The sequence below is a fragment of the Pseudomonas iranensis genome (genome assembly GCF_014268585.2).
Lineage (GTDB): Bacteria > Pseudomonadota > Gammaproteobacteria > Pseudomonadales > Pseudomonadaceae > Aquipseudomonas > Aquipseudomonas iranensis.
This window is the reverse complement of sequence record NZ_CP077092.1, coordinates 1,928,484-1,952,137: the sequence shown is the minus strand read 5'-3', so window position 1 is coordinate 1,952,137 and position 23,654 is coordinate 1,928,484. Positions and strand designations below refer to the sequence as shown.

The following is a 23,654-nucleotide window of genomic DNA, read 5'->3' as shown; positions in this document are numbered from 1 at the left end:
TCGTGGGACTGCGCGTTTGTGCCGCAGTCCGATGTCACAAATAGAACACAATGAGTTATTTTTTTGTATACAATAATTCTCGAAAAGCGCCACATGCGACGAAAAGCCACAGCACATCGGGCTTCCGACGAATGAAACAGGCGCTTGAGAAAATGGATTGACCTGCGCCGTCCGCCGTGAATACACTCTGCGCAAAGCCACTTGTATACAATTACAAAACGTAAAGAGGCACAAAACCATGAGCAAAATGAGAGCAATCGAAGCCGCCGTTCTGGTGATGCGCCGCGAAGGGGTTGATACCGCTTTTGGCATCCCGGGCGCAGCGATCAACCCGCTGTACTCCGCCTTGCAGAAGGTCGGTGGCATCGATCACGTCCTTGCTCGCCACGTTGAAGGCGCCTCGCACATGGCCGAGGGCTACACCCGCACCAAGGCCGGCAACATCGGCGTGTGCATCGGCACGTCCGGCCCGGCCGGTACCGACATGGTCACCGGGCTCTACAGCGCCTCGGCCGACTCGATTCCAATCCTCTGCATCACCGGGCAAGCACCCCGCGCCCGGATGCACAAGGAAGATTTCCAGGCTGTCGACATCACCAGCATCGTCAAGCCAGTGACGAAGTGGGCAACCACCGTTCTGGAGCCGGGCCAAGTGCCTTACGCGTTCCAGAAAGCCTTTTATGAAATGCGCTCCGGCCGTCCAGGCCCTGTACTGATCGACCTGCCGTTCGACGTGCAGATGGCCGAAATCGAATTCGACATCGACGCTTACCAACCGCTGCCATTGGCCAAACCGACCGCAACCCGCGTACAGGTCGAGAAGGCTCTGGCCCTGCTGGATCAGGCCGAGCGTCCATTGCTGGTCGCAGGCGGCGGCATCATCAACGCCGACGCCAGCGATCTGCTGGTCGAGTTCGCCGAGCTGACTGGTATTCCGGTCATCCCGACCCTGATGGGCTGGGGCACCATCCCTGACGACCACCCGCTGATGGTCGGCATGGTTGGTCTGCAGACTTCGCACCGTTACGGCAACGCGACGATGCTGAAATCCGACGTGGTGCTGGGCATTGGTAACCGTTGGGCCAACCGTCACACCGGTTCGGTTGACGTGTACACCGAAGGCCGCAAGTTCATTCACGTCGACATCGAAGGCACGCAGATCGGCCGCGTGTTCACGCCGGATCTGGGCATCGTTTCCGACGCCGCGGCAGCGCTGACCGTGTTCATTGAAGTCGCCCGTGAATGGCAAGCCGCCGGCAAGCTGAAGAACCGCAGCGCCTGGCTGCAGGATTGCCAGCAGCGCAAGGCCAGCCTGCATCGCAAGACCCACTTCGACAACGTGCCGGTCAAGCCGCAGCGCGTTTACGAAGAAATGAACCAGGTGTTCGGCAAGGACACCTGCTACGTCAGCACCATTGGTCTGTCGCAGATTGCCGGCGCGCAGTTCCTGCACGTCTACAAGCCGCGTCACTGGATCAACTGCGGTCAGGCCGGCCCGTTGGGCTGGACCATTCCGGCGGCGCTGGGCGTGGTGAAGGCCGATCCGAACCGCAAAGTCGTGGCCCTGTCGGGGGACTATGATTTCCAGTTCATGATCGAAGAACTGGCGGTCGGCGCTCAGTTCAAACTGCCGTACATCCACGTCGTGGTGAACAACTCGTACCTGGGCCTGATCCGTCAAGCCCAGCGCGGGTTCGAAATGGACTACTGCGTGCAGCTGTCCTTCGATAACCTGAATGCGCCGGAACTCAACGGTTACGGGGTTGACCACATCGCAGTCGCCGAGGGCCTCGGCTGCAAGGCGCTGCGTGTGTTCGAACCGTCGGAAATCGCCCCTGCCCTGCGCAAGGCCGAACAGATGATCGAAGAGTTCAAGGTGCCGGTGATCGTCGAGATCATTCTGGAGCGTGTGACCAACATCTCCATGGGTACCGAGATCAACGCGGTCAACGAGTTCGAAGACCTGGCACTGGTCGGCAATGACGCGCCGACGGCGATTTCGTTGCTCGATTGATCGCTTTTAGCCCCCTCTCCCTCTGGGAGAGGGCTGGGGTGAGGGAAAGGTTTTGCGGTGTTCGCACAATCGGGATCAGACTCAGGATTCCCCCTCACCCTAACCCTCTCCCCAAGGAGAGTGGACTGATCGCGTTCAGTCTGACCTACCGTGCCTCATCAGTTTTTAGGAGACCACCATGCCGCGTTTCGCAGCCAACCTGTCCATGCTGTTCACCGAACAGGATTTCCTTGCCCGTTTCGACGCCGCCGCCAAGGCCGGTTTCAGTGGCGTGGAATACCTGTTCCCGTACGACTTCAGCTCGGCTGAAATCAAGGCAAAACTCGAGGCCAACGGGCTGACCCAAGTGCTGTTCAACCTGCCGGCCGGTGACTGGGCCAAGGGCGAGCGCGGTATTGCCTGCCTGCCGGATCGGGTCGAAGAGTTCCGCGCCGGGGTCGATCTGGCGATCGCTTACGCACAAGTGCTGGGCAACACCCAGGTCAACTGCCTGGCCGGTATTCGCCCGCAAGGCGTTGACGATGCCACCGTGGAAAAGACCTTCGTTGCCAACCTCAAATATGCCGCCGACAAGCTGCAAGCGGTGGGCATCAAACTGGTGATGGAAGCGATCAACACCCGCGACATTCCCGGTTTCTACCTGAACAACACGGCGCAAGCCCTGTCGATTCGCGAACAGGTCGGCAGCGCCAATCTGTTCCTGCAATACGACATCTATCACATGCAAATCATGGAAGGCGATGTGGCCCGCACCCTGCAATCGCACCTGGGCGAGATCAACCATGTGCAGCTCGCGGATAACCCGGGGCGCAACGAGCCGGGCACGGGTGAGATCAACTACCGCTTCCTGTTCGAACACCTTGATCGCATCGGTTATCAGGGTTGGGTTGGTTGCGAGTACAAACCGCTGACCACCACCGAAGCGGGCCTCGGCTGGCTGAAAACCCATAACGCAATCTGAAAACACAGCAAATCCCCTGTGGGAGCGAGCCTGCTCGCGAATGCGGTGGTTCAGTCAAAACGGATATTGAATGTTCCACCGCATTCGCGAGCAGGCTCGCTCCCACATGAAAAGTAGCTCCCCTATTTGCTTGAGCACGACAAAAACAAGAGGATTTTCTCATGGCTAAAATCGGATTCATCGGCACCGGCATCATGGGCCACCCAATGGCGGCGAACCTGCAGAAAGCCGGTCACAGCCTGTTCCTGTCGCAACACCACGACGCGGCCCCGGCCGATCTGGTCGCCGCTGGCGCCGTCGCCCTGGCCAACCCGCGTGAAGTGGCGCAGGAAGCCGAATTTATCATCGTCATGGTTCCGGATACCCCGCAAGTCGACGACGTGCTGTTCCGCGCCGACGGTGTTGCCGCCGGTATCGGTAAAGGCAAAGTGGTCATCGACATGAGCTCGATTTCACCGACAGCCACCAAAGCCTTCGCCGCCAAGATCAACGAGAAAGGCGCGCAATACCTTGACGCGCCAGTGTCCGGCGGTGAAGTCGGTGCCAAGGCCGCCACCCTGAGCATCATGGTCGGTGGCGACGCCGATGCCTTCGAGCGCGCCCTGCCGCTGTTCCAGGCCATGGGCAAGAACATCACCCTGGTCGGCGGCAATGGCGACGGCCAGACCGCCAAAGTGGCGAACCAGATCATCGTCGCGCTGAACATCCAGGCCGTTGCCGAAGCCCTGCTGTTCGCCTCGAAAAACGGTGCCGATCCGGCCAAGGTGCGTGAAGCGCTGATGGGCGGTTTCGCTTCTTCGAAGATCCTCGAAGTGCATGGCGAGCGCATGATCAAGGGCACCTTCGACCCGGGCTTCCGCATCAGCCTGCATCAGAAGGACCTGAACCTGGCCCTGCAAGGCGCCAAGGAACTGAACATCAACCTGCCGAACACCGCCAATGCCCAGCAGGTATTCAGCACCTGCGCGGCCATCGGTGGCAGCAACTGGGACCACTCGGCGCTGATCAAGGGCCTTGAGCACATGGCCAATTTCTCGATTCGCGATAACAAATAATCTGCGCTTCTGGCCCGCTCCCTGTGGGAGCGGGCTTGCCCGCGATGGCATCAACTCGGTCTGCCTGAACGACCGCGGTGCCTGAATCGCTGGCAAGCCAGCTCCCACAAGGACCGCGTCGCTGCACCGTTGTCGCTCCATCCCAATAACAAGAATTCCGGGAGCCCGCCATGTCGGTCGATCCGCAACAACTGCTGCGCGAGCTGTTTGCCACAGCCATCGACGCGGCCCATCCGAACCAAGTCCTCGAAGCCCATTTGCCTGCTGATCGCACGGGGCGGGTGATCGTCATCGGCGCCGGCAAAGCCGCTGCTGCCATGGCGCAAGTGGTCGAGCGCTGCTGGGAGGGTGAAGTCACCGGCCTGGTGGTGACCCGCTACGGCCACGGCGCCCCGTGCGAAAAAATCGAAGTGGTCGAAGCCGCACACCCGGTGCCGGATGCGGCGGGTCTGGCCGTGGCCAAACGTGTGCTGGAGCTGGTCAGCAACCTGACTGAAGACGACCGCGTGATCTTCCTGCTCTCCGGCGGCGGCTCTGCCCTGCTCGCCCTGCCAGCCGAAGGCATCAGCCTTGCCGATAAGCAGTCGATCAACAAAGCCCTGCTCAAATCCGGCGCGACCATCGGCGAGATGAACTGCGTGCGCAAGCACCTCTCGGCGATCAAGGGTGGCCGCCTCGGCAAGGCCTGCTGGCCGGCGACGGTTTATACCTACGCGATTTCCGATGTGCCGGGCGACCTCGCCACCGTCATTGCGTCTGGCCCGACCGTGGCCGATCCGAGCACTTCGGCCGAGGCGCTGGCGATCATCAAGCGCTACGGCATCGACATTCCCGCCTCCGTGCGCTCCTGGCTGCAAAGTCCAGAATCGGAAACGGTCAAACCCGGCGACCCGAGTCTGGCGCGCAGTCATTTCCAGTTGATCGCCCGCCCGCAGCAATCGCTGGACGCGGCGGCGGTGAAATGCCGTCAGGCCGGTTTCAGCACCTTGATCCTCGGCGACCTGGAAGGCGAATCCCGTGAAGTGGCGAAAGTCCACGCCGGCATCGCCCGACAGATCATCCACCACGGCCAGCCACTGGCGGCGCCCTGCGTGATTCTCTCCGGCGGTGAAACCACGGTAACCGTGCGCGGCAATGGCCGTGGCGGACGCAATGCCGAATTCCTCCTCAGCCTGACCGACAGCCTCAAGGGCCAGCCCGGCGTCTACGCGCTGGCCGGCGACACCGATGGCATCGACGGCTCGGAAGACAACGCCGGCGCAATCATGACCCCGGACAGCTACGCCCGCGCCGCCGCACTGGGTCTGAGCGCCAGCGACGAGCTGGATAACAACAACGGCTACGGCTACTTCCAGGCGCTCGATGCGCTGATCGTCACCGAGCCGACCCGCACTAACGTCAACGACTTCCGCGCCATTCTGATCCTTGAGAACTGCAAATCATGACGCCTGATAAAAAGGTCAAAATCCTCGCCACCCTCGGCCCTGCCGTCGACGGTATCGACGACATCCGCGAGCTGGTCGAGGCCGGGGTCAACATCTTCCGCCTGAACTTCAGCCACGGCGATCACGCCGACCATGCCAAGCGCTATCAGTGGATCCGCGAAGTCGAGCGTCAGCTCAACTACCCACTGGGCATTCTGATGGATCTGCAGGGGCCGAAACTGCGCGTCGGCAAGTTCGCTGACGGCAAGGTGCAGTTGCATCGCGGTCAGGCGTTCCGCCTCGATCTCGATGCGACAGCGGGCGATGAGCGCCGGGTCAACCTGCCGCATCCGGAGATCATTGCTGCGCTGGAAGCCGGCATGGATCTGCTGCTCGACGACGGCAAACTGCGCCTGCGCGTGGTCACCAAGTACGCCGATGCGATCGACACCACCGTGCTCAACGGCGGCGAACTGTCTGATCGCAAAGGTGTGAACGTGCCGCAAGCGGTGCTGGACCTGAGCCCGCTGACCGCCAAGGATCGCCGCGATCTGAGCTTCGGCCTGGAATTGGGTGTGGACTGGGTCGCGCTGTCGTTCGTACAGCGCCCGCAGGACATTGTCGAAGCCCGCGCATTGATCGGCGACAAGGCGTTTCTGATGGCGAAAATCGAGAAACCTTCGGCGGTCGAGCAACTGCGTGAGATTGCTGAGTTGAGCGACGCAATCATGGTCGCTCGCGGTGATCTTGGTGTGGAAGTGCCGGCGGAAAGCGTGCCGCAGATTCAGAAAAACATCATCACCACCTGCCGTGCGCTGGGCAAACCGGTGGTGGTGGCGACGCAGATGCTCGAGTCGATGCGTTTCTCCCCTGCCCCAACCCGCGCCGAAGTCACCGACGTCGCCAACGCCGTGGCCGAGGGCGCCGATGCCGTGATGCTCTCGGCGGAGACCGCGTCCGGTGAGTACCCGCTGGAAGCCGTGCAGATGATGAGCAAGATCATCCGTCAGGTTGAGAACGGCCCGGACTATCAGACCCAGCTCGACGTCAGTCGACCGAAAGCCGAGGCGACGGTTTCCGATGCGATCAGCTGTGCGATCCGCCGGATCAGCAACGTGCTGCCGGTCGCGGTGCTGGTCAATTACAGCGAGTCCGGCGCCTCGACGTTGCGCGCATCGCGGGAACGGCCGAAAGCACCGATCCTCAATCTGACGCCGAACCTGCAAACGGCGCGGCGCTTGAGCGTGGCGTGGGGCATTCATTCGGTGGTCAACGATCGCCTGCGTCAGGTCGACGAAGTCTGCTCGACCGCACTGGAGATTGCTCAGGCGCAAGGCATGGCCGAGCGTGGCGACACGCTGCTGATCACCGCTGGCGTGCCGTTCGGGCAGCCGGGGTCGACCAATTCGCTGCGGATCGAAACGTTGATTTAGCGCCTGTACCGGCCTCTTCGCGAGCAGGCTCGCTCCCACAGTTGATTTGTGTGCACCACAAACTCAATGACTGGACGCAGATCCATGTGGGAGCGAGCTTGCTCGCGAAGCAGGCGCCTCGGTTTCCCTGACTTTCAGAACTGCCATGCCTGCCAATCACTTCAACACCCACTGCCCCGACTGGGCCGAGGCTTTGCTCAACGGTTTCAGTCAGATTTTCTTTCAGCGTCATCCGCTGTGCGGCCTGCTGTGTCTGTTGGCGATTCTGCTGACCGCGCCGGTGCTGTTCGCCGGGGCGCTGCTTGGTGGCGTTGCTGGTTTGCTCACCGCGCAGCGGCGCAACTACGCCAAGGCCGATCGCCAGGCCGGGCTGTTCAGCTACAACGGCGTGCTGCTCGGCCTGCTGCTGAGCCTGTATTTCCCTTGGTCGCCACTGCTGCCGCCGTTGATTCTTGCAGCGGGCGGCTTGAGCGCGATGCTCACTCAGCAATGGCTCAAACACGTGTACCGCAGTCGCGCCATACCGGCGTATACCTCGCCGTTCGTGGCGCTCAGCTGGGTGCTGCTGATGTTCGCCGAACCGTCCGCGCCGGTGGCACCGGTCGACCTGAACACGACAAATGTGCTGGCCGCTGAACTGCGCGGATTCGGCCAGGTGATGTTCCTAGACCATCCTTTGGCCGGGGCGTTGATTGCCAGCGGTCTGCTGATTGCCGATCGCCGTGCGTTCTGCTGGGCGCTGCTGGCGTCGGCGATCGGGCTCGGTTCCAGCCTGCTGCACCACGAAACGTCCGCCGCACTGCTCGGGCTCGGTGGCTACAACGCTGTACTCGCCGCCCTCGCCTTCAGCGCTCAGCGACAAAATCCGTGGCTGCCGCTGCTCGCCATTGTCCTGGCCCTGCTGGTGACGCCGCTGTTTGCCGCCCTCGGGCTGGCCACGCTGACCGCGCCGTTCATCCTCGCCTGCTGGTTGATTCGTGCCGGCATTCAAATGCTTGGCAAAGCGTCGCTTGCGCATGAGTCTTGCGCTCACGAGGAGAATCACCCTAGGCTGCGCTGATCTTCGATTCAGGCGTTATCCATGGACAGCAGCAACAACTGGCGCGAACGGCTTTACGTCATGATTTTCCAGAGCGACACCCCGGCCGGGCGTCGCTTCGACGGCATCCTGCTGGTGATCATCCTCGCCAGCCTGGTGATCGTGATGCTCGACAGTATCGACAGCATTCACCGTAATTACGCCGACGTTCTGGCCTATATCGAGTGGGGCTTCACGGCGATCTTCCTCGGCGAATACATCCTGCGTCTGTACTGCTCACCCAAGCCGCTGCGCTATGCCTTCAGCTTTTATGGCCTGGTGGATCTGCTGGCGATCGTGCCGGGCATCCTCGCGCTGTATTACAGCGATGCGCAGTATCTGCTGATTATCCGCATCATTCGGATGCTGCGGATTTTCCGCGTGCTCAAGCTCAGCCCGTATCTCAAGCAAGCCAACTATCTGATGTCGGCGCTGCGTGGCAGCAAGCAGAAAATCGTCGTGTTTCTGGTCAGCGTGTGCACGCTGGTGACAGTGTTCGGCACGCTGATGTACGTGATCGAAGGCCCGGAACATGGTTTCACCAGTATTCCCAAGGGCATCTATTGGGCGATCGTGACCTTGACCACTGTGGGCTTCGGCGACATCGTGCCGAAGACGCCGCTGGGCCAGGTGATTTCCTCGCTGGTGATGATCACCGGTTATTCGATCATCGCCGTGCCCACAGGGATTTTCACCGCTGAGCTGGCCAACGCCATGCGCGGCGAACAGCTGCAACATGACTGCCCGAGCTGCCAGAAAAAGTCCCACGAGCAGAGCGCAGCGTTCTGTTCGCGCTGCGGCAGTCAGCTGTTCAAGAAAGTGGAATAAGCACAGAGCTTTTTAATCTTTAAGCGACTATGCGAGGCCCGCTATAGTCGCTGGCAAATCGCCTCATTTTTGACACGACACCCCACAGAACAAGGAATGCGCAGTGAAAAAACTCTTTGGCGCCTCACTTCTCGCCGCCGGCCTGGCCTTGGCCAACATTGCCCAGGCAGCACCGACGCTGCTCAACGTTTCCTACGACGTGATGCGCGATTTCTACAAGGACTACAACACTGCGTTCCAGAAGCACTGGCAAGCCGAGCACAACGAAAACATCACCGTGCAGATGTCCTTCGGCGGCTCGAGCAAGCAGGCGCGTTCGGTGATCGACGGCCTGCCGGCTGACGTCATTACCATGAACATGGCCACCGACATCAACGCCCTCGCCGACAACGGCAAACTGGTCCCGGACAATTGGGTCACGCGCCTGCCGAACAACAGCGCGCCGTTTACCTCGGCGACGGTGTTCATCGTCCGCAAGGGCAACCCGAAGGCCTTGAAAGACTGGCCGGATCTGCTCAAGGACGGCGTACAGGTGATCGTGCCGAACCCGAAAACTTCCGGTAATGGCCGCTACACCTACCTGTCAGCCTGGGGCTATGTGCTGAAAAACGGCGGCGACGAGAACAAGGCCAAGGACTTCGTCGGCAAGCTGTTCAAGCAGGCGCCGGTACTCGACACCGGTGGCCGCGCCGCCACCACCACGTTCATGACCAACCAGATCGGCGACGTGCTGGTGACCTTTGAAAACGAAGCGGAAATGATCGCTCGCGAGTTCGGTCGCGATCAGTTCGAAGTGATCTACCCAAGCGTCTCCGCAGAAGCCGAGCCACCGGTTTCGGTGGTCGATAAAGTCGTCGACAAGAAAGGCTCGCGCGCTGCGGCTGATGAGTATCTGAAGTACCTGTGGTCGCCGGAAGGACAGGAAATTGCGGCGGCCAACTACCTGCGCCCGCGTGACCCGGCGGTGCTGGCGAAGTACACCGACCGTTTCCCGAAAGTCGATTTCCTTTCGGTGGAGAAGACCTTTGGAGACTGGCGCACGGTGCAGAAAACCCACTTCAATGATGGTGGCGTGTTTGATCAGATTTATAGCGGGCAGTGAGGCTTGATCTGAAAAAATCAAAAGGCGACCCACCGAGGTCGCCTTTTTGTTGCGTGGCAATACCGGTCATTACACGGCGTAATAACAGTTATCATCCGAAAACGTCTTCTGCCAGTCCACGTTGTCCATTAGCCTCAGCCCTTTCCTGTGCCCGACCCGAGATTCCCTATGACCACCACTCCTCACGCAATGACCCGAGGCATGGTCCTGCTGTTCGCGTTCTGCTGCGGCGCCATCGTTGCCAACATCTACTACGCACAGCCGATCATCGGCCTGATCGCGCCGGACATCGGCCTCTCCGACACCATGGCCAGTTTCATCGTCTCGCTGACGCAGATCGGCTATGCGTTGGGCCTGTTCTTTCTGGTGCCATTGGGGGATCTGCTGGAGAACCGGCGGCTGATGATCATCACCACGGTCGTGGCGATTGCCAGTCTGCTTGGCGCAGCGTTTACCGAGCAACCGAACGTATTTCTGATGATCTCTTTGCTGGTCGGCTTCAGCTCGGTGTCGGTGCAGATCCTGATTCCGCTGGCCGCGCATCTGGCGCCGGAAGAGTCCCGTGGTCGCGTGGTGGGCGGGATCATGGGCGGTTTGCTGCTGGGCATTCTGTTGGCGCGACCGGTGTCGAGTGTGGTCGCCGATCACCTCGGCTGGCGCGCCATGTTCATGATCGCCGCTGCGTTGATGGCGACTATCAGCGTGGTGCTGGCGCTGACCGTGCCCAAGCGCCAGCCGGATCACAGCGCTACTTATGGCCAGTTGATCGGTTCGCTGTGGACACTGCTGCGCCAGCAACCGGTGCTGCGTCAGCGGGCGTTTTACCAGGGTTGCATGTTTGCCACGTTCAGCCTGTTCTGGACCGCCGTGCCGCTGGAGCTGGCACGCAACCATGGCCTGTCGCAAAGCGAGATCGCGATCTTCGCCCTTGTCGGCGCGATCGGTGCCATCGCGGCGCCAATCAGCGGCCGCCTCGCTGATGCCGGCCACACACGCATCGCCTCGCTGCTGGCCATGCTCTTCGCCAGCCTGAGTTTCCTGCCCGCCTTCATCCACCCGGCCTACAGCGTCATCGGCCTGGCCGTGACCGGCGTGGTGCTGGACTTCTGCGTGCAGATGAACATGGTCCTGGGGCAACGCGCGGTGTACTCGCTGGACGCGAAAAGTCGGGGTCGTTTGAACGCGCTGTACATGACCAGCATCTTCATCGGCGGCGCCTTCGGCTCCTCGGTGGCCAGTGCGGTGTACGAGCATGGCGGCTGGTTGTGGATCGTGATTGTCGGCAGCGTGTTTCCGCTGTTGGCGTTGCTGCGGTTTTTGAGTGCATCGCAAAACGCTGCGCTGGCGCAGCGAAAAGTCGCGTCCTGACGCGATGTCATAGTGGGAGCGAGCCTGCTCGCGAAGGCGGTGTGTCAGCCACAGATCAGTGCCTGACCTGACGCCTTCGCGAGCAGGCTCGCTCCCACAATTGCGCAAACCCTCAATACCGAACCAGTTTCTCCATCGCCGCATCCGCCAGAAACGAGGAGCGGCTTTTGACGTTGTGCTCGCGTACATAGCGATCAATACGCTGAATGACATAGCCGGGCAGCGTAACGTTGACCTTTTCGGTCTTGCCCAGGTACGGCGAGATATCCAGCTCCAGCATGCCCCAGCCCATCTTGGCAAAATCCGGACGATTGCGATGCGCCGCTGCCGAGGTCGGCATCGGAATCGCCTGACCGGCCGCCGCGATCTCCTGCAGCATGAGGTGAGCCACTTCCACGGCCGCGTTGTAGGCCTCTTCAAAGCTGTCCCCGGCCGTGACCGCGCCGGGAATATCGGGGATCTGAATGCCGATGGCAGTGTTCTCGTCACCCCACTCGATGCAGATGGGATATTGCATTACGGATCTCCTTCATGTCGGGTTGGCGGGCTGAATAACCCCGCGCGCCGCCGAATGCTTTTGACTGTCGCCAGCGGTAAATCCTTTTTCGGATGCGGGACGGCAATCGTGTTCGGGTTGTAACGATGAGTGAAGATGTGATGACTGCCCGCAACCCGATCCAGCGTCCAGTCCGCCTCCTCCAGCTCGTTCATCAATAGCCTGCTCTGCACCAACCGCCTCCTTGGCCTGGCCCATCAAAAGTATCTCTAGAGTTATCTTTACTCAAGCACAGAATGGGACGGGGTGATGGCTGGTAGTTTTACAAGGTGTGATTCAAACGGTAAAAAAAACGGCGATCCCAGGATCGCCGTTTTTCTTACTGCCCGAACTTCTTCCCCAACCCCGGCGGGACGCCGTGGATGTTGGTGTCTTCCCACGGGCCGTTGGGGCTGATCGAGCGGCTCCAGCCGTTGTTCCAGCGGTAGTAGGTGCGCTGGCGGTAGAAGGTGTTGGTCTGGTCGTCGAGGACGTAGACGCCGAGTTTCTGATCCCAGTGGCTGTTGCCGCCCGGTGGTGGGGCAAAGCTGGCCGAGGTGCGGGGCACGGGCTTGGCGGGTTTGGCCGGGATGCTTTTGCCGGGGGTCGGCGAGGTCGACGGGGTTGGGCTTGGCTGAGACGGCGGGATCGGCGGCAGGCTGGTGGTCGGTTCCGGGCGTTGTACCGCACATGCACTCAAGCCCAGGGCCAGTGAGAGGACTGTGATGCGGGCGATGGTGTGCATGGCGGTGCTTTCCTGTTGGGTCCGGTTACTTGTCCGGGCTGTCGATAGTCAGTTTTTGTGGCGCGGTAGTGCTGCTGGCCACTGGGCCGCTGCGACCGATCCACTCACCGGAGGTCGGTTGACCGGCCCGTGAGATGCGCGCAACCAGTTGGACTTCAGGGAAGTTGGACAGTTTCAACTGCGGCATCATTGCATCGGCATCGCCCAGTTCGACGGTCACCGGCAGGTCAGCCACGGTCAGACGTTTGGCCGCCAGCGGCGCCGGTGGGCCAGAAGTGGCGCGGGCGAAGATGAACACGCTGTCGCCCGGTTGCACCTTGCTCTTGAGGTCGCTGGCCAGATCAACGCTGACTTTCAGCAATGCAGCTTTCGGCACCGGAGCCTCGGCAACCTTGCCACCGCTGGCTTTCAGGCGTTCGGCGGCACGCTCGATGCCGCCTTGCAGCGCAGCGCGAGAGTTGTCATCCGGCGGCAGTTGCGCGAGCAGGCGATTCCAGTAGTCGATGGCCTCCTGATAACGCTCACCTTCGAACGCAGCGATGCCGAGCAGGCCGAGGCTGGTGACTTCTTTCGGATCAGCCTTCAGCGCTTCATCGGTCAGTTTCTGAATCTGCTCCGACCACTTTTTACCGTCAGCAAAATACTGCGCCTGCGCCCATTGGCCGAGCAGCTCCGGCTGGCGACCAGCGAGGTTGGCGGCGCGTTCGAACATCTTCGCCGCGTCTGCCGGGCGGTCCTGAGCCATGTAGGTACGGCCGAGGAAATACAGACCTTCAGCGGAATCCGGTTGTGCGGCGACCGCACGTTCCAGACGCTGGGTCATCTCTTCCATCGACTGCGGTGCCTGAGCGAATTCGCGGGTCAGTTCGACCTTGTCGGCGGCGCCGAAATGCAGGTACAGACCGAGGCCCAGCACCGGTACCAGCACAGCGGCCAGCAGCGGCAACGGTTTACCCAGGCGCGAGACACGCGGCGTGGCGGCGCCTTCGGTGTCGGCGAGCAGTTCACGCGCAGCTTCCGCGCGGCCGCTGTCCAGTTGCGCGGCGTCGAGCACGCCCTCGGCCTGCTGCGCTTGCAGCTCGGCCACCCGTTCCTGGTACAGCGCGACGTTCAACGCGGTGCGATCTTCTTCCCGCTGGGCGCGGCGTTCGCGCAGCACCGGGATCAGCAGAAAACTCAGGGCGACCAGAAGCAACAGCCCTGCGGCGAGCCAGAAATCAATCATTCTTGGTTTTTATCCAACAGTTGGTCGAGACGCTGACGTTCTTCGGCAGACAGCGATGACGGCGTTTCGGCACGCTGCCCGCGACGCCTGCGCACGATCAGCGCGATCACCACGAAACCACCGAGCAGCAGCCCGGCCGGGCCGAACCACAGCAGCGCGGTCTTGGCATTGAGCGCCGGTTTGTAGCGGACGAAATCACCGTAGCGATCGACCATGAAGTCGATGATCTGCTGATTGTCCTTGCCCTCGCCGAGCATGCGGAAAATCTCTTTGCGCAGGTCGGCGGCAATCGGTGCGTTGGAGTCGGCGATGTCCTGGTTCTGGCATTTGGGGCAGCGCAGTTCCTTGGTCAGTTCGCGGAAACGCTCGCGGTCGCCCTCTTTGGCAAATTCGTAGGTGTCGATGGCCGCGTGGGCGACACCGGCCAGGCTCAAGCCCAACACCACTGCTGCGAGAAAACGTTTCATGGCTTGGCCTCATCGACCAGCGCCTGATACTTGGCCGCGAGTTTTTCGCGCCAGACCTGCTCGTCGATCACCCCGACGAACTTGTCGCGGATGATGCCTTTGGCGTCGATGAAGAAGGTTTCCGGCGCGCCGTAGACACCTAAATTCAAGCCCAGCGAACCCTCGTCATCACGAATATCCAGTGCATACGGATTGTGAAACTCGGCCAGCCACTTCAAGGCGTCGGCATTGGTGTCCTTGTAGTTGATGCCATAGATCACCACGCCGCGCTCGGCGAGTTTGTTCAGCACCGGATGCTCGACGCGGCAGGAGATGCACCAGGTGCCCCAGACATTGACCAGCGCCGGTTTGCCGAGAATGTCGGCCTTGGTCAGCGTCTTGTCACCCTGCACACTTGGCAGGGAAAACTCCGGGAACGGCTTGTTGATCATTGCCGACGGCAGCTCCGCCGGGTCCAGATACAGCCCGCGATAAAGAAACACCGCCACCAGCAGAAAAATCGCCAGCGGTAACAACATCAACCAACGCCTCATGCCGCCGCTCCCGTCATGCCCAGCGCTTCGCGCACTTTGCTTTTCACCTTGACCCGATAACGCCGATCCAGCGCCGCCAGCAAACCACCCAATCCGGTGAGCAAGCCGCCGAACCAGATCCAGCGCACGAACGGTTTGACGTGTACGCGCACGGCCCAGGCGCCGTTATCCAGCGGCTCGCCGAGGGCGACGTAAAGATCGCGGGTGAAACCGGCATCGATGCCGGCTTCGGTCATCACCGAGTTCTGCACGGTGTACAGACGTTTTTCCGGGTGCAGCACGCTGATTTCCTTGCCGTCACGAATGACGCGGATGGTGCCTTTGTCCGAGGTGAAATTCGGCCCTTCGAAATGCTTGGCGCCTTCGAAGACGAACTGATAACCGGCCAGATCCATCGACTCGCCCGGTGCCAGACGCAGGTCGCGCTCGGCACTGTTCTGGCTCGACAACACCACGCCCAGCGCGCACACGGCGATGCCGAGGTGGGCGATCTGCATGCCCCAATAACTGCGGGTCAGCGTCGGCAAACCTTTGATCAGGCCTTTGTGCCGAGTCTTGTCGAACAGATCGCGCACGCCAGCGAGCAATACCCACGCCGCCAGCAGGAACGTCGCGATCACTGCCCAGTTGAAATCGCCATAGGCCACGCCGGCCACCACGGCCAATGCGACGCTGCCGAGCAAGACCGGAGTGAGCATGCTCACCAGCCATTTCACCGGCGTGTCCTTCCAGCGCACGATCACACCGATCGCCATGACCAGCATCAGCAACGCCATCAACGGAATGAACAGCGCATTGAAGTATGGCGGGCCGACCGACAGCTTGGCGCCGCTGATGGCATCAAGAATCAGCGGATACAAGGTGCCAAGGAGGATCATCGATGCAGCGACGACCAGCACCAGGTTGTTGCCCAGCAGCAAAGTCTCACGCGACCACAGATTGAAGCCAACCTGACTTTTCACCACCGGCGCACGCAGCGCAAACAGCGTCAGCGAACCGCCGACCACAAACAACAGGAAAATCAGGATGAAAACACCGCGCTCGGGATCCGAAGCGAAGGCATGCACCGAAGTCAGCACGCCCGAGCGTACGAGGAAGGTGCCGAGCAGGCTCAACGAGAACGCGGCGATCGCCAGCAACACCGTCCAGCTCTTGAACACGCCACGCTTTTCGGTGACCGCCAGCGAGTGAATCAGCGCGGTGCCGACCAGCCACGGCATGAACGAGGCGTTTTCCACCGGGTCCCAGAACCACCAGCCGCCCCAGCCGAGTTCGTAATACGCCCACCACGACCCGAGGGTGATGCCGATACCGAGGAAGGCCCAGGCGACGATGGTCCACGGCCGCGACCAGCGCGCCCACGCCGCATCGAGACGCCCGCCGAGCAGCGCGGCGATAGCGAACGCGAACGCTACCGAGAAACCGACGTAACCCATGTACAGCATCGGCGGATGCACGATCAGGCCGACGTCTTGCAGCAACGGGTTGAGGTCGCGACCGTCGGCGGGAATTTGCGGCAGGATCCGCGAGAACGGGTTCGATGTGAGAATCAGGAACAGCAGGAAACCGGTGCTGATCATGCCCATCACCGCCAGTACCCGAGCGAGCATGACTTGCGGCAACTGCCGGGAGAACACCGACACGGCGAAGGTCCAGCCGCCGAGGATCAACGCCCACAGCAGCAGCGAACCTTCGTGGGCGCCCCACACCGCGCTGAATTTGTAGTACCACGGCAGCGCGCTGTTGGAGTTCATCGCCACGTAGCCGACCGAGAAATCGTCGGTCATGAACGCGTAGGTCAGGCAGCCAAAGGCAAACAGCAGAAAGGCAAACTGGCCCCACGCCGCCGGTTGCGCCAGGCTCATCCACAAGCGGTCACCGCGCCACGCGCCGAGCATCGGCACCAGCGCTTGGACCAGTGCAAAACACAGGGCGAGGATCATCGCCAGGTGGCCCAGCTCAGGAATAAACAGTGCGGCGGCCATCGATCAACCCTCCTTCACAGGCGTCGGTGCGGATTGACCGCTGTCTTTCAGCGCTTTGGTCACTTCCGGCGGCATGTACTTCTCGTCGTGCTTGGCCAGCACTTCATCGGCGACCACCACGCCATCAGCGTTGAGCTTGCCGAGGGCGACAATGCCCTGCCCTTCACGGAACAGATCCGGGAGGATGCCGCGATAGGCGATGGTCACGGATTTGTTGAAGTCGGTGACGACGAATTTGACGTCCAGCGAATCCTTTGACCGTTGCAACGAACCGGCCTCGACCATGCCACCGGCGCGAATGCGCGTGTCCTGCGGCGCTTCGCCGTTGGCGATTTGCGTCGGCGTGTAAAACAGATTGATGTTTTCCTGCAACGCGCTCAGGGCCAGGCCTACAGCAGCGCCCACTCCGACCAGAATCGCCAGAATGATGATCAGACGTTTTTTGCGCAGCGCATTCACTTGCCGTTCTCCCGGCGCAGACGACGCGCCTCTTGTTGCAGATAACGCTTGCGCGCCGCAATCGGCGCCACCACGTTGAGGGCCAGCACCGCCAGACAGATGCCGTAGGCCGACCAGACATACAGGCCGTGATGGCCCATGGCGAGAAAATCGCCGAATGAAGCAAAACTCATCGCACCGCCTCCAGACTCTGCTGCACTTCAGTCTTCACCCAACTGGCGCGGGCCTCGCGCTTGAGCACTTCAAGACGCATGCGCAGCAACAGCACGGCGCCGAAGAAGCAGTAGAAACCCAGCACCGTCAGCAGCAGCGGCAGCCACATTTCCGCCGGCATCGCCGGCTTTTCCGTGAGGGTGAACGTCGCGCCCTGGTGCAGGGTGTTCCACCACTCCACCGAGTATTTGATGATCGGAATGTTGATCACGCCAACAATCGCCAGCACCGCGCAGGCCTTGGCGGCGCTGTCGCGGTTGCTGATGGCATTGCCCAGCGCGATCACGCCGAAATACAGGAACAGCAGAATCAGCATCGAGGTCAGGCGCGCGTCCCACACCCACCACGAGCCCCAGGTCGGCTTGCCCCAGATCGCCCCGGTGACCAGCGCCACGGCGGTCATCCACGCACCGATCGGTGCGGCGCATTGCAGGGCGACATCGGCCAGTTTCATCTTCCACACCAGCCCGACCACACCGCACACCGCGAGCATCACGTAGATCGACTGGGCGAGCATCGCTGCAGGTACGTGGATATAGATGATGCGAAAGCTGTTGCCTTGCTGGTAATCCGGCGGCGCGAAGGCCAGGCCCCAGACCACGCCAACGCCGATCAGCAGCAACGCTGCAATGCTCAACCAAGGCAGGAACTTGCCGCTGATGCCGTAGAACCACTTGGGCGAGCCGAGCTTGTGAAACCAGGTCCAGTTCATACTGTTTCCATCACGGTTGCCGCTCATCATCGCGAGCTGGCAGAGGGTCATGCCTTTCTTCTGGAAGAAGTGGTCAATTTTTGACCAGGCCTCATTATTATTCGCCGACGCTGATCTTCAGGCCAGCGGCTATTGCAAAGGGTGTCAGGGTGATCGCCAACGCTGTGAGGCTGGCCATCCACAACAGGTATCCGGTCGCCGGCATGCCTTGCAGCGCCGCTTGCAACGCGCCGCTGCCAAGGATCAACACCGGGATGTACAACGGCAGAATCAGCAGCGCCAGCAACAGGCCGCCGCGCTTCAGACCGACCGTCAGCGCCGCGCCGACTGCACCGAGCAGGCTCAACACTGGCGTGCCCAGCAGCAACGACAGCAGCAGCACCGGCAGACACGCGGCCGGCAACCCGAGCATCAACGCCAGCAACGGCGACAGCAGCACCAGTGCCAGACCGGAGAACAGCCAGTGTGCCAGCACCTTGGCCAGGACCAGAAGCGGCAGCGGGTGCGACGAAAGGACCCACTGTTCCAGCGAGCCATCTTCGAAGTCACTGCGAAACAATCCGTCCAGCGAAAGCAGGACCGACAACAACGCCGCCACCCAGACTAACCCCGGGGACAGGTTTTGCAAGACTTGAGTTTCCGGGCCGACGGCCAGCGGGAAAAGGGCAATGACGATGGCAAAGAAAATCAGCGGATTGGCCAGCTCCGCCGGGCGGCGGAACAGCAATCGCGATTCGCGGGCAAGCAGCAGGCCGAAGACACTCATACCGCCCATTTCCCCAGATCGATGTCGCGATAACCGGCCGGCATGCGGCTCAGGGTGTGGTGGGTGGTCAGCACCACCAGACCGCCGCGTTCGCAGTGGCCGGCCAGATGCTCTTCCAACTGAGCGACACCCTGCTTGTCCAGCGCGGTGAACGGTTCGTCGAGAATCCACAACGGCGGGCTGTCCAGATACAACCGCGCCAGCGCCACGCGGCGCTGTTGGCCGGCGGAAAGACTGTGGCAGGGAACGTCTTCGAAACCGCGCAATCCTACCGCTGCCAGCGCCTGCCAGATCGCCTCGCGTTCGGCGGGGTGATGCAGTGCGCACAGCCACGACAGATTTTCTTCGGGAGTGAGCAGATCCTTGATCCCGGCGGCGTGGCCGATCCACAACAGGTTTCGCGCCAGTTCGCTGCGTTGCTCGGTCAGCGGCTGACCGTTGAGCAGCACCTGGCCATCGGTGGGTTGCATCAAACCGGCGAGCAGACGTAAAAGACTGGTCTTGCCGCTGCCGTTGGGGCCGCTGATCTGCACCATGTCGCCACTGGCCAAGCGCAATTCGAGGTTTTCGAAAAGCAGCCGCAGATCGCGTTCACACGCCAGGGCAACGGTTTGCAGGACAGGACTGGTCAAGGGATCACGGGCCTTATACGGTTCAAGTCGGCTCTGGAGCGGCCGTTAAAGAGATGCAGCATAGATGCTTTGATCGCTCGATCTGGCGAGCTGGATCAAACAATTGCCAGGTTTTTTGAACGAAGCGCACGACGCGCGGCATTATACATGCCGTGCCTTACTCTCAAGAGCGCAATTTCCTCAGGTTGTGTCCGCGTATGACAGGCGAAATGAACATCCTCCCGCTGCCGCCCACCGTGCCGGCGAGCGCTCGCCCGCAGACGGGTGAACTGCTCAAGCTGCTGACGCCGGTCGAGGGCTTGATCGGCGCGGGGCAAAGCGCCAAGGCCGAGGTGTTGTCGCTCAAGCAGGCTGATCAGACCTTTGAATTGCTGCTCAAAGTGACCCTCGACAGCGGTCGCCAGACCACCGTGCAGGCCAGCAGCAACCTGCCGTTGCCACAGGGCACCAACCTGGCGATCACTCAGCCATCGGCCGGCAATCTGGCGATCACCGTGCAACAAGCGATTGCCAGCAGCGTCGCCACCCTCACCCGCATCGATACCGCGCAGTTGCCCGCCGGCACCTTGCTGCAAGGCAAAGTCGTGACCTCGCAAGCCCTGCCGCAGACGCCGGGGCAAGCGGCGGTATTTCGCTCGATGGTCACCCTGCTCAACACCGCATTGAGCGGCAGCACCTTGACCGTCGACAGCCCGCAGCCGCTGCGCATCGGCACCCTGTTGTCGGCGCAAGTGCAGGATGCGCAGACCCTCAAATTCGTGCCACTGAGCAGCCGTCAGGAACAACTGGCGGTGAGTCAGCAATTGCTCGGTCAGCAAAGCCGCCAAGGCTCGCTCGATGGTCTGCTGAAGATGTTGCAAAATCTGCCGCCTACCACTGACCAGACCTCGGCCGATCTGCGCGCGGTGGTCGAAAAGCTGCTCGCCAGCCTGCCGGACGTGCAGCAAATGAGCACCGCCAAAGGCGTGGCGCTTGCCTTGGCCAATAGCGGCGCGTTCCTCGAAGCGAAATTGCTCGGTGGACAAAATCCCACGCTCGCCCCGGACATGAAAGCCGACCTGCTCAAGCTGATCGCGCAACTGACCCCGGGCCTGCCAAGCAACACCAATTTCAATGCGATCATCGCCGCCAATACCCTGGCGCAGGCACTGCCGAGTTTCGTCCGGAACGCCCTCGGCACCCTCGGCCAGGTCAGCGCCAAACCGGTACCGAGCAGTTTCCCATTGCCCGAACGACTGCTGGCAAAACTCGAAGGCGAAGGTGATCTCGAACAACTGCTGCGCCTCGCCGCCGCAGCGGTGTCGCGCCTGCAAAGCCATCAGTTGTCGAGCCTGGAACAGACCGGCGTCACCGACGATGGCCGCCTGCTCAGCACTTGGCAGCTGGAAATCCCCATGCGCAACCTGCAAGACATCGTGCCGTTGCAGGTCAAGTTTCAGCGTGAAGAAGCGCCGGAGCGCGAGCCGCAGCCCCACGAGCGCCGCGATGAGCGCGAAGCCAAACAGCAACTGTGGCGCGTCGATCTGGCCTTCGATCTGGAACCGCTCGGGCCGATGCAGATTCAGGCGCAACTGATCGCCGGCAGCCTGTCCAGTCAGCTGTGGGCCGAGCGTCCGTACACCGCTGACCTGATCGAAAACAATCTGTTTGCCTTGCGCCAGCGCCTGCTCGATTCCGGGCTCAACGTCGGCGACCTCGACTGCCACCACGGCACTCCCCCACAAGGCAACCAAACCCGCCTCGAACACCGCTGGGTCGACGAAACCGCATGAACGATTCCACTGCCCCACGCCAGGCCATCGCCCTCAAATACGACGGCAACCACGCCCCGACCCTCACTGCCAAGGGCGACGAGGAACTGGCCGAAGAGATCCTGCGCATCGCCCGCGATTACGAAGTGCCGATCTACGAGAACCCTGAACTGGTGCGCCTGCTGGCGCGGATGGAACTGGGCGACAGCATCCCCGAAGAGCTCTATCGCACCATCGCCGAGATCATCGCGTTTGCCTGGAACCTGAAGGGTAAATTCCCCGAGGGACAAGACCCGAACGTGCCAATGGTCGAGAAGGACATCACCGCCCGTGGGGATGATTATTGAAACCCAAAAGCAAAAGATCGCAGCCTTCGGCAGCTCCTACAGGAAAACGCGAATCCCGATGCAGGAGCTGCCGAAGGCCGCGATCTTTTGATCTTGCTTGCCGCTTGAATCTTCTAGCGACGCGATCGCCCCGGCTCTAACTCGAAGCCCCACCCAGTTATACCGTTCATCGCAACTGTCAGATCTGACAGTTGCGCGAAAAGTCGCGGTTGTCGCCTGATGAAGTGACAGCCCCGATGGAATAATTCTCGGCGCTGCCCTGACAGGAGCACTCCGATGACCTTGCCCCCCGAGACCGATGAGAACTCCACGGACAGCAATACGCTGGCCCTAGGAGCACCAGATATTCCCGCATGGATTTCACCGATTGGTGGTAATGAGGGTTACCACGGCGGCATTGGCGCCGCCCCCCTTAATGCCGATCTGCTCGTCAGCGTTGATCCGTGGTTCAATAACGCAATAGGCCAAAGGTGCCAGCTCTTCTGGGGCGACGACGTAACTCCCGTACTGACGGAAATCCTCGACACCTCCGAAAAACTTACAGCCCCCGTTTTTTTCCGTGTACCGGCGGGCCAGATACTGGATGGAAGGGCGTTTCCGGTTTTTTATCGTGTTATCACTTCCAGCCACAACGAAGCCGACTCGTTCAAGCTCAACATTCTGATCAAGCGAACACTTCCGGGTGATGTGCTCGATAAACCCGAACCACAAGGTCATCCCCGCCTGTTGTATAGCTTCATTCCCGATATCGGGAAGGGTGTCGATGCCGCAATGGCAAAAAACGGCATTGTCATGCTTATCGAACCTTATCCGAACATCACGCCATTCGACCGCATAATGGCGCGATGGGGCAATGAAGAACAGGTGATGTTTTATCCCGTCACTCCTGAGCAAATAAGTGACCCGAAAAACCATCCGATTTCAATCTTGTTCGATGAGAAGCTGATCAAGCGTGCGGGGGATGGTAAGCACTCAATTACCTTCCAGGTGATTGATCGCTGTGGCAACCGTCCACATGCCTTTGCCCCTTGGGCCATTCCCACTGAAGTCAGCGTAAACGTGAATCGCATACCTGCACCGACGGTTAAAGGCGAACAAGGAGGTGTACTGGATCCTGCTTACCTTTCCAGCATTCAGGTTGTTGCCTCAGGTGCCGGTCTATTGGCCGACGACAGCGTCCGCGTTCATTGGCAGGGGCGAATAGAGCGCGAGACTACGCCCAAGACCTATTCAGGAAACGGAACACTAGAGTTCCCTATACCGTTGGCTTGGGCCAACGAAAGCGACCAAAGCGCGGTCAATGTCACCTTGCGCGTGGCTCGTGGAAGTGCATCGCCCGAGTCCGAAGCTAAATCCTTCACAGTCAAAACCACAATCATCTTGAAGCCCGCCAAAGTCCTGGAAGCCTATGGCGCACAAGGTGATCGCCTGAAAATGTCCGATATCTACACTGCCAGGCACATCACGGTTCAGATTGAACAATATGTAGGAATGGCGATTGGGCAGACCATTCGTGTCCGTTACGCGTCCGCGCGGCATGTCTACGACAGTGCAATCACAGCGGTGACAGCCGTTGGCGCAATGAACCTGAACGTTCCACGCATGGAAGTTGTGGATTCCATAGGCAGTACCGTTCCCGTCAGTTTCACGGTACGTACCTACCCGAACGGTCCATTGCACCGATCTGATCCGCTTAGCCTGGCGGTAGACGCTCAGGCGTTCGTGCTGCCCCCTCCAAGGCTTACCCCCGACCAAACCACAGTGACGGTGCGATATCCGGCAATGGCCAACGGATATCAGGCACGCGTCCGTTTCAGCGGAATCATCACCCGCCGGACGCAATGGCAGGATATGAAAACAGGGGTCACTGCAGAGTTTTCAATCCCCGCGGACTGGGTATCAGAAAACAAAGGAAAAACCGTATTGATCAACTACAGCGTGAATCAGATCGGTATCGATGAGCAAAGCCAGTTCTCTCAGGTATTGAGAGTAGAGCTGTAAGCAGTGCAGGCAACCCGCCG

The 23,654-nt window shown here is 60.8% G+C and carries 24 protein-coding genes; 12 read left to right on the top strand and 12 right to left on the bottom strand.

Going from position 1 to position 23,654, the window contains the following annotated elements; all coding sequences use genetic code 11:
• The first annotated feature begins 238 nt into the window (after positions 1 to 238).
• From gcl to HU724_RS08630, 9 genes are all read left to right on the top strand, one after another.
• A complete protein-coding gene (gene gcl / locus HU724_RS08670; protein WP_042607573.1) occupies positions 239 to 2,014 on the top strand; it encodes a glyoxylate carboligase in 1,776 nt (591 codons plus the stop codon).
• 178 nt (positions 2,015 to 2,192) lie between these two features.
• Entirely contained in the window at positions 2,193 to 2,975 is a 783-nt protein-coding gene (gene hyi, locus HU724_RS08665; protein WP_186565940.1) for a hydroxypyruvate isomerase, read from the top strand.
• Between the two features lie 161 nt (positions 2,976 to 3,136).
• Positions 3,137 to 4,030, top strand: a complete 894-nt coding sequence (locus HU724_RS08660) for a 2-hydroxy-3-oxopropionate reductase (protein WP_016771028.1) — start codon at positions 3,137 to 3,139, stop codon at positions 4,028 to 4,030.
• Between the two features lie 170 nt (positions 4,031 to 4,200).
• The gene (locus HU724_RS08655) at positions 4,201 to 5,475 is read left to right on the top strand and encodes a glycerate kinase type-2 family protein (protein WP_186565942.1); all 1,275 of its coding nucleotides are present in this window, start codon (positions 4,201 to 4,203) and stop codon (positions 5,473 to 5,475) included.
• Complete coding sequence (pyk, locus tag HU724_RS08650; protein ID WP_133340666.1) at positions 5,472 to 6,887, top strand: pyruvate kinase; 1,416 nt, start codon at positions 5,472 to 5,474, stop codon at positions 6,885 to 6,887. The genes HU724_RS08655 and pyk overlap by 4 nt, the downstream gene beginning before the upstream one ends.
• A 145-nt stretch (positions 6,888 to 7,032) precedes the next feature.
• Entirely contained in the window at positions 7,033 to 7,947 is a 915-nt protein-coding gene (locus HU724_RS08645) for an urea transporter (protein WP_186565944.1), read from the top strand.
• A 21-nt stretch (positions 7,948 to 7,968) separates the two neighbouring features.
• A complete protein-coding gene (locus HU724_RS08640; RefSeq protein ID WP_186565946.1) occupies positions 7,969 to 8,793 on the top strand; it encodes an ion transporter in 825 nt (274 codons plus the stop codon).
• 103 nt (positions 8,794 to 8,896) lie between these two features.
• Positions 8,897 to 9,895: a sulfate ABC transporter substrate-binding protein gene (locus HU724_RS08635; RefSeq protein WP_016771033.1), complete on the top strand. Its 999-nt coding sequence runs from the start codon at positions 8,897 to 8,899 to the stop codon at positions 9,893 to 9,895.
• Between the two features lie 168 nt (positions 9,896 to 10,063).
• A complete protein-coding gene (locus HU724_RS08630) occupies positions 10,064 to 11,263 on the top strand; it encodes an MFS transporter (RefSeq protein ID WP_186565948.1) in 1,200 nt (399 codons plus the stop codon).
• A 112-nt stretch (positions 11,264 to 11,375) separates the two neighbouring features.
• Here HU724_RS08630 and HU724_RS08625 read toward each other — a convergent pair whose 3' ends face one another.
• From HU724_RS08625 to ccmA, 12 genes are all read right to left on the bottom strand, one after another.
• Positions 11,376 to 11,780 (bottom strand): type II toxin-antitoxin system HicB family antitoxin, encoded by a 405-nt coding sequence (locus tag HU724_RS08625; RefSeq protein WP_186565950.1) that lies wholly within the window; start codon positions 11,778 to 11,780, stop codon positions 11,376 to 11,378.
• Complete coding sequence (locus HU724_RS08620; RefSeq protein WP_186565952.1) at positions 11,780 to 11,992, bottom strand: type II toxin-antitoxin system HicA family toxin; 213 nt, start codon at positions 11,990 to 11,992, stop codon at positions 11,780 to 11,782. Before HU724_RS08620 ends, HU724_RS08625 begins: the two co-directional genes overlap by 1 nt.
• Before the next feature lie 146 nt (positions 11,993 to 12,138).
• Positions 12,139 to 12,543 (bottom strand): hypothetical protein, encoded by a 405-nt coding sequence (locus tag HU724_RS08615; protein WP_186565954.1) that lies wholly within the window; start codon positions 12,541 to 12,543, stop codon positions 12,139 to 12,141.
• A 25-nt stretch (positions 12,544 to 12,568) separates the two neighbouring features.
• Positions 12,569 to 13,768: a c-type cytochrome biogenesis protein CcmI gene (ccmI, locus tag HU724_RS08610; protein WP_186565956.1), complete on the bottom strand. Its 1,200-nt coding sequence runs from the start codon at positions 13,766 to 13,768 to the stop codon at positions 12,569 to 12,571.
• Complete coding sequence (locus HU724_RS08605) at positions 13,765 to 14,235, bottom strand: cytochrome c-type biogenesis protein (RefSeq protein WP_016771041.1); 471 nt, start codon at positions 14,233 to 14,235, stop codon at positions 13,765 to 13,767. Before HU724_RS08605 ends, ccmI begins: the two co-directional genes overlap by 4 nt.
• Positions 14,232 to 14,768, bottom strand: coding sequence for a DsbE family thiol:disulfide interchange protein (locus HU724_RS08600; RefSeq protein WP_016771042.1), 537 nt, complete (start codon positions 14,766 to 14,768; stop codon positions 14,232 to 14,234). The genes HU724_RS08605 and HU724_RS08600 overlap by 4 nt, the downstream gene beginning before the upstream one ends.
• Positions 14,765 to 16,753 carry a heme lyase CcmF/NrfE family subunit gene (locus HU724_RS08595; RefSeq protein ID WP_186565959.1) on the bottom strand — a complete coding sequence of 663 codons (1,989 nt, stop codon included), beginning with the start codon at positions 16,751 to 16,753 and terminating at the stop codon, positions 14,765 to 14,767. The genes HU724_RS08600 and HU724_RS08595 overlap by 4 nt, the downstream gene beginning before the upstream one ends.
• A gap of 3 nt (positions 16,754 to 16,756) precedes the next feature.
• Entirely contained in the window at positions 16,757 to 17,212 is a 456-nt protein-coding gene (gene ccmE, locus HU724_RS08590; RefSeq protein ID WP_016771044.1) for a cytochrome c maturation protein CcmE, read from the bottom strand.
• Positions 17,209 to 17,385, bottom strand: a complete 177-nt coding sequence (gene ccmD, locus HU724_RS08585) for a heme exporter protein CcmD (RefSeq protein WP_016771045.1) — start codon at positions 17,383 to 17,385, stop codon at positions 17,209 to 17,211. The genes ccmE and ccmD overlap by 4 nt, the downstream gene beginning before the upstream one ends.
• The gene (locus tag HU724_RS08580; RefSeq protein WP_122611635.1) at positions 17,382 to 18,137 is read right to left on the bottom strand and encodes a heme ABC transporter permease; all 756 of its coding nucleotides are present in this window, start codon (positions 18,135 to 18,137) and stop codon (positions 17,382 to 17,384) included. Before HU724_RS08580 ends, ccmD begins: the two co-directional genes overlap by 4 nt.
• A 97-nt stretch (positions 18,138 to 18,234) precedes the next feature.
• Positions 18,235 to 18,903 carry a heme exporter protein CcmB gene (gene ccmB / locus HU724_RS08575; RefSeq protein ID WP_039763615.1) on the bottom strand — a complete coding sequence of 223 codons (669 nt, stop codon included), beginning with the start codon at positions 18,901 to 18,903 and terminating at the stop codon, positions 18,235 to 18,237.
• Entirely contained in the window at positions 18,900 to 19,535 is a 636-nt protein-coding gene (gene ccmA / locus HU724_RS08570) for a cytochrome c biogenesis heme-transporting ATPase CcmA (RefSeq protein ID WP_073472746.1), read from the bottom strand. Before ccmA ends, ccmB begins: the two co-directional genes overlap by 4 nt.
• Positions 19,536 to 19,732: 197 nt before the next feature.
• On the opposite strand from ccmA, the gene fliK reads away from it, so the two are divergent.
• From fliK to HU724_RS08555, 3 genes are all read left to right on the top strand, one after another.
• Positions 19,733 to 21,307, top strand: coding sequence for a flagellar hook-length control protein FliK (fliK, locus tag HU724_RS08565; RefSeq protein WP_186565961.1), 1,575 nt, complete (start codon positions 19,733 to 19,735; stop codon positions 21,305 to 21,307).
• Positions 21,304 to 21,633, top strand: coding sequence for an EscU/YscU/HrcU family type III secretion system export apparatus switch protein (locus HU724_RS08560; protein ID WP_137216003.1), 330 nt, complete (start codon positions 21,304 to 21,306; stop codon positions 21,631 to 21,633). The genes fliK and HU724_RS08560 overlap by 4 nt, the downstream gene beginning before the upstream one ends.
• Positions 21,634 to 21,909: 276 nt before the next feature.
• Positions 21,910 to 23,634: a hypothetical protein gene (locus HU724_RS08555; RefSeq protein WP_186565963.1), complete on the top strand. Its 1,725-nt coding sequence runs from the start codon at positions 21,910 to 21,912 to the stop codon at positions 23,632 to 23,634.
• Positions 23,635 to 23,654: the final 20 nt, after the last annotated feature.